Origin of the sequence: Leisingera sp. S232 (assembly GCF_049800895.1) — a bacterium.
Lineage (GTDB): Bacteria > Pseudomonadota > Alphaproteobacteria > Rhodobacterales > Rhodobacteraceae > Leisingera.
Map to the genome: position 1 here is coordinate 1 of NZ_JBNAFX010000068.1, position 3,961 is coordinate 3,961.

Sequence of the window (3,961 nt, forward strand, 5' to 3'; positions counted from 1 at the left end):
CGAGATACTGCGCGCTTCGCAACGCTTCGGCAGGGCGCTGTGGAAACGATGGAGTGGTTATCACATCCGAAGTCGCGTGGAGGCCAAAATGCTATGCCTCAAGGCATTCGGCGAACGCATCATGGCGAGGGACCCAGACAGACAAACCGCCGAAATCCACATCCGCATCGCTCTCATGAACCGATTCTCGGCCCTCGGCACCGCCGAGATCGTGTGTGATGGATGAATCCGCCGCGGAAAGGGGAAGCTCGTCCTCAAAACGAGTTGCGCAACAACGCCATTGGCTTGCCAGGGGCAATGTAGTGCCACTCGACCTTGCGGCCCTCTTGCCATTTCAGGATGGCGTTCGACGTCAGTTCCGTTCCGTTGTCGCTGACCACCATGCAGGGGGAGCCGCGCAGCCGGGCGATGTTGTCCAGTTCACGCGCCACGCGTTGCCCGGAAAGAGACGTGTCGACCACGCAGGCCAGGCACTCCCGGCTGAAGTCGTCAATGACGCACAGAACCCGGAAACGGCGCCCGTCTGACAGGCTGTCGGACACGAAGTCCAGCGACCATCTTTGGTTCGGGCCTTGCGGGATTGCCATCGGCGCACGGGTGCCAATCGCCCGTTTACGGCCACCGCGCTTGCGCACCGTCAGGCCCTCTTCGCAGTAGATCCGATAGAGTTTCTTCCAGTTCACTTTCCAGCCCTCCCGGTTCAGCAGAATATGCAGGCGCCGATAACCGAACCGCCTGCGTTCTCCGGACAACTCCTTCAACCGCTGACGCAGCCCCTGATCCTCCGGCCTGCTTGACCTTCGCCGATAGACATGCGGATCAAGCCCGGCCAAGGCACACGCCCGCCGCTGGTTATAGTTCTTCTCTGTCATGGCCCAGTCCACGGCACGTTTCCGAGCACCGGGCTTCAGAAGTTTTTTCCCAGCATTTCCTTGAGTGTAGCGACGTCGAGCATGTGCTCCGCAAGCATCTTCTTCAGCTTGGTGTTCTCGGCCTCCAGGGCCTTCAGCCTCTTGGCCTCGGACACTTCCATACCGCCATACTTCGAGCGCCATTTGTAGAAGGTGCCATCGCTAATGCCGTGCTTGCGGCACAGTTCCTTGGCACCGATCCCGGCCTGGTGCTCCTTCAAGATGCCAATGATCTGCTCTTCGCTGAATCGGCTTTTCCGCATTGTCTGTCTCCTCGTGTGGAGAACAGGCTAACTTCAAAACGCGGACATTTCAGGGGAGCACGTCAAAAATCTCCTCAGTCATCTTGCCGAGAAAATTCCACTATTGAACATCACTATTTTTAGGGAGGTTTACCCATCCGCCATGCTTGCGCGCGTTCCACTTAGCAACCGACAGGTGATGCAAGCATCACCGAGAGGGGGCCTTCGCCCTCCGCCTTGATGCCAGTACTATCGATCAACAGGTTAAGTGGACCACTGCCACCGCGATACGGTAGGTTCACGTTCAGCGTCTTCTGACGGCGGCACAAAGTGCTGAAATCGGGCACCGCCCAATCCTGCCCCACCAGTTGCAAGAGGCTCTGCACGAACCCCGTCGTCTGCCGCAATGGCATTCCGAACAGTACCTTTATCGTCAGGCAAATCTGGATCGCAGCGTCGCTAAACTGGGGCTCCCGCCCGCGTCTGCCGCTCGGCAGTGGCACCCAGACCATCTCAGGGTCAAACCAAATCGACAGCGATCCACGCTGCTTCAACGTGACCGTCCAGCCAAGCCGAACTGGTACAGATCCGGCGTTGCCTGCTACGCTGCGGCAGCAGCGTAGCGCCAGGGCATGAGCTCGTTCAGACGTGTGATCTTATGATCCGCGATCTGTGCCAAAACCCAGGTGAGCCACGCTTGGGGATCTACCCCGTTCATCTTGGCGGTTTCGATCAAAGTATAGGCAATGGCAGCAGCTTTCCCGCCGCCTTCGGAGCCGACAAAAAGGTAATTCTTGCGGCCTATGGCAATTGGCTTCATCGCCCGCTCTGCGGAATTGTTGTCGAGCTCCAGGATGCCATGATCCAGATAGGGGCGCAGTTTCGCCATCCGCGTCAGGGCATAGCGGATCGCTTTGGCCAGTTCGGATTTGCCCGGAATGCGAGCCAGTTGTGCGGCCAGCCAGGCCTCCAGATCATCGAGCAGCGGCTTTGACCTGGATTGGCGCAGTTGGACGCGCCCTTGCGGCGGCAATCCGCGGGCGTCCTTTTCCACGGCGTATAGCTCAGCAATCCGGCGGATCGCCTCTTCGGCCACGGCCAGCCCCTGCGATTGGAACACATCGACGAACTTGCGACGGATATGCGCCATGTCTTACCTGGCAGGCGCATGCGAAGCATGCTGCCGAGAAGGCAGGCAACTTCGCTGACAGCGCCAGAGCGGTACAGGTTATTGAAGCCGGTATAGCCATCCACTGCCCGGCAGGGCATTGCGCAGCAATGTCCCGGGAGGGGGCATGCATCCAGCCGTTGTAGCAGGCCAGATGCGCTGAGGGATGCTTGCCTTTGCGGTTAGAGGTGAACCGGTACCAGGCGGCAGGCGGCAGGCGGATCAGCTCCGCCCCAAGGACGTTCATCACGGACATAGGCCCATACGCGGGCCGTGGCACATTTGCCTTTGGCCTGCATTTTGATCGGGGTGTCATCCGCAAAGATGGCCTGGCCAGCGCGCACATGACGGCCGATGGCATCAGCCAAGGGTTCCAACAGTGCGGCAGAGCGGCCAACCCAATCCGCCAGGGTGGAACGGTCCAAATCAACCCCGTCCCGTCCGTAGATTTGCGATTGCCGGTACAGAGGGCAGTGGTCTGCATATTTTCCGACCAGCACATGGGCCAAAAGGCCGGGCCCAGGACGGCCGCGCTCAATCGGGCGCCCCTCCCGGCAGAATTGCAAGACAATTCGCCTGCCGGGCAATGGATGGCAGCGCAGATTGAACGATACGGTCGCAGTCCCGGCAGGCCATGCGCGGGCGGACAATACGGTTCACCAGTGAGCCATTGATGCGCCATTGGTTCAAGCACAATGGCGAACGCGGCCGGGCACATATTCCAGCTCTTCCGTCACATCTTCGGCAATGGTCCGCAGCTTGCCGCCGCATGTGCAGGCTTCGCCGGGCGTCAGAACCTGATCAATCCGGGGCAGTTCGGGCGGCAGCGGTTTGCGCTTGGGTTTGGCCTTCTGTCCCTCTGCATCTCCGTCAGGAACATCTTCGCCGGCAACCTGCGCTGCCGCTGTTTCGTCTTCCTCCAGACGGAGTTGAAGCTGATCCAGACTTTCCGATTTTGATCCGAACCGGTGCCGGTTATGCCCCGCAAGCTGATGTTCCAGCTTGGCGATCCTCAGCGCCTGCGCCTTCACCAGATCAAGCAAACCTTCCGCAGTCTCGCGGAGTTCACCGGGATCGGAAGGCAATGTTTTGGGCGCATCCAGCATGGGCCGGAATATACCCCGGCTATGGCGGATTGGAAATCCTACGGCTCTGCAATTGCGGGATAATTCCCGGCGGTCAGCGGCTTCCAGGTCTTCTGAGGCAACTCTAATCCGGCAGGCGATTTGCAACGCAAATCTGCCGAGAGGGCGCCAATCGATCCCCTCCAGAAGCATCGACAGCTGAGCAGGCGTCAGGTTGATCTTGCCGTCTTTCGCAGAAGGCCAGACAAACCGGCCCCGTTCCAGCCGCTTGCTGAACAGGCAAGCCCCCTGGGCTCCGCCCGTTCTGCCCTCAAATCATCCCCCGGATGATTTGCCGCTGCGCGGTCCGGGCTTCACTCCCACCAGATGACCTTCAGCAGATCCCCGCGCCGTCCCCGGAATACGAACAAGTGCCCGCAGAACGGATCTTCTGCCAGCACCTTCTCAGCCAGCGCCGACAGCCCGCCGAACCCTTTGCGCATGTCCGTGACTCCGGCGGCCAGCCAGATCTTCGTGCTTGCCGGAACCGGGATCACGAAGCCAGCTTCCGGATCA

General features: G+C 60.1%; 3 protein-coding genes and 4 pseudogenes. 1 reads left to right on the forward strand and 6 read right to left on the reverse strand.

Annotated elements, in window-relative coordinates:
• A pseudogene (locus tag ACP151_RS21005) lies at positions 1 to 226 on the forward strand (IS5/IS1182 family transposase); the annotation flags it as partial.
• Between the two features lie 52 nt (positions 227 to 278).
• Here the strand turns inward: ACP151_RS21005 and ACP151_RS21010 are convergent.
• The 6 genes and pseudogenes from ACP151_RS21010 to tnpB all read right to left on the reverse strand — a co-directional run.
• Positions 279 to 1,174: pseudogene (locus tag ACP151_RS21010) on the reverse strand (IS3 family transposase); the annotation flags it as partial.
• Between the two features lie 136 nt (positions 1,175 to 1,310).
• Positions 1,311 to 1,707, reverse strand: a pseudogene (locus tag ACP151_RS21015) (transposase); the annotation flags it as partial.
• A gap of 47 nt (positions 1,708 to 1,754) precedes the next feature.
• Positions 1,755 to 2,303 carry an IS66 family transposase gene (gene tnpC / locus ACP151_RS21020; protein ID WP_424980749.1) on the reverse strand — a complete coding sequence of 183 codons (549 nt, stop codon included), beginning with the start codon at positions 2,301 to 2,303 and terminating at the stop codon, positions 1,755 to 1,757.
• 200 nt (positions 2,304 to 2,503) lie between these two features.
• Positions 2,504 to 2,821, reverse strand: a complete 318-nt coding sequence (locus ACP151_RS21025; RefSeq protein WP_424980748.1) for an IS66 family transposase — start codon at positions 2,819 to 2,821, stop codon at positions 2,504 to 2,506.
• 186 nt (positions 2,822 to 3,007) lie between these two features.
• Positions 3,008 to 3,427: a hypothetical protein gene (locus tag ACP151_RS21030; RefSeq protein WP_424980758.1), complete on the reverse strand. Its 420-nt coding sequence runs from the start codon at positions 3,425 to 3,427 to the stop codon at positions 3,008 to 3,010.
• A gap of 38 nt (positions 3,428 to 3,465) precedes the next feature.
• Positions 3,466 to 3,942, reverse strand: a pseudogene (gene tnpB, locus ACP151_RS21035) (IS66 family insertion sequence element accessory protein TnpB).
• Between the last annotated feature and the right edge of the window lie 19 nt (positions 3,943 to 3,961).

Bases quoted from the DNA above. Each gene is read 5' to 3' on its own strand.
- tnpC (WP_424980749.1), bottom strand. From the start codon at position 2,303: ATGGCGCATATCCGTCGCAAGTTCGTCGATGTGTTCCAATCGCAGGGG.
- ACP151_RS21030 (WP_424980758.1), bottom strand. From the start codon at position 3,427: ATGCTGGATGCGCCCAAAACATTGCCTTCCGATCCCGGTGAACTCCGC.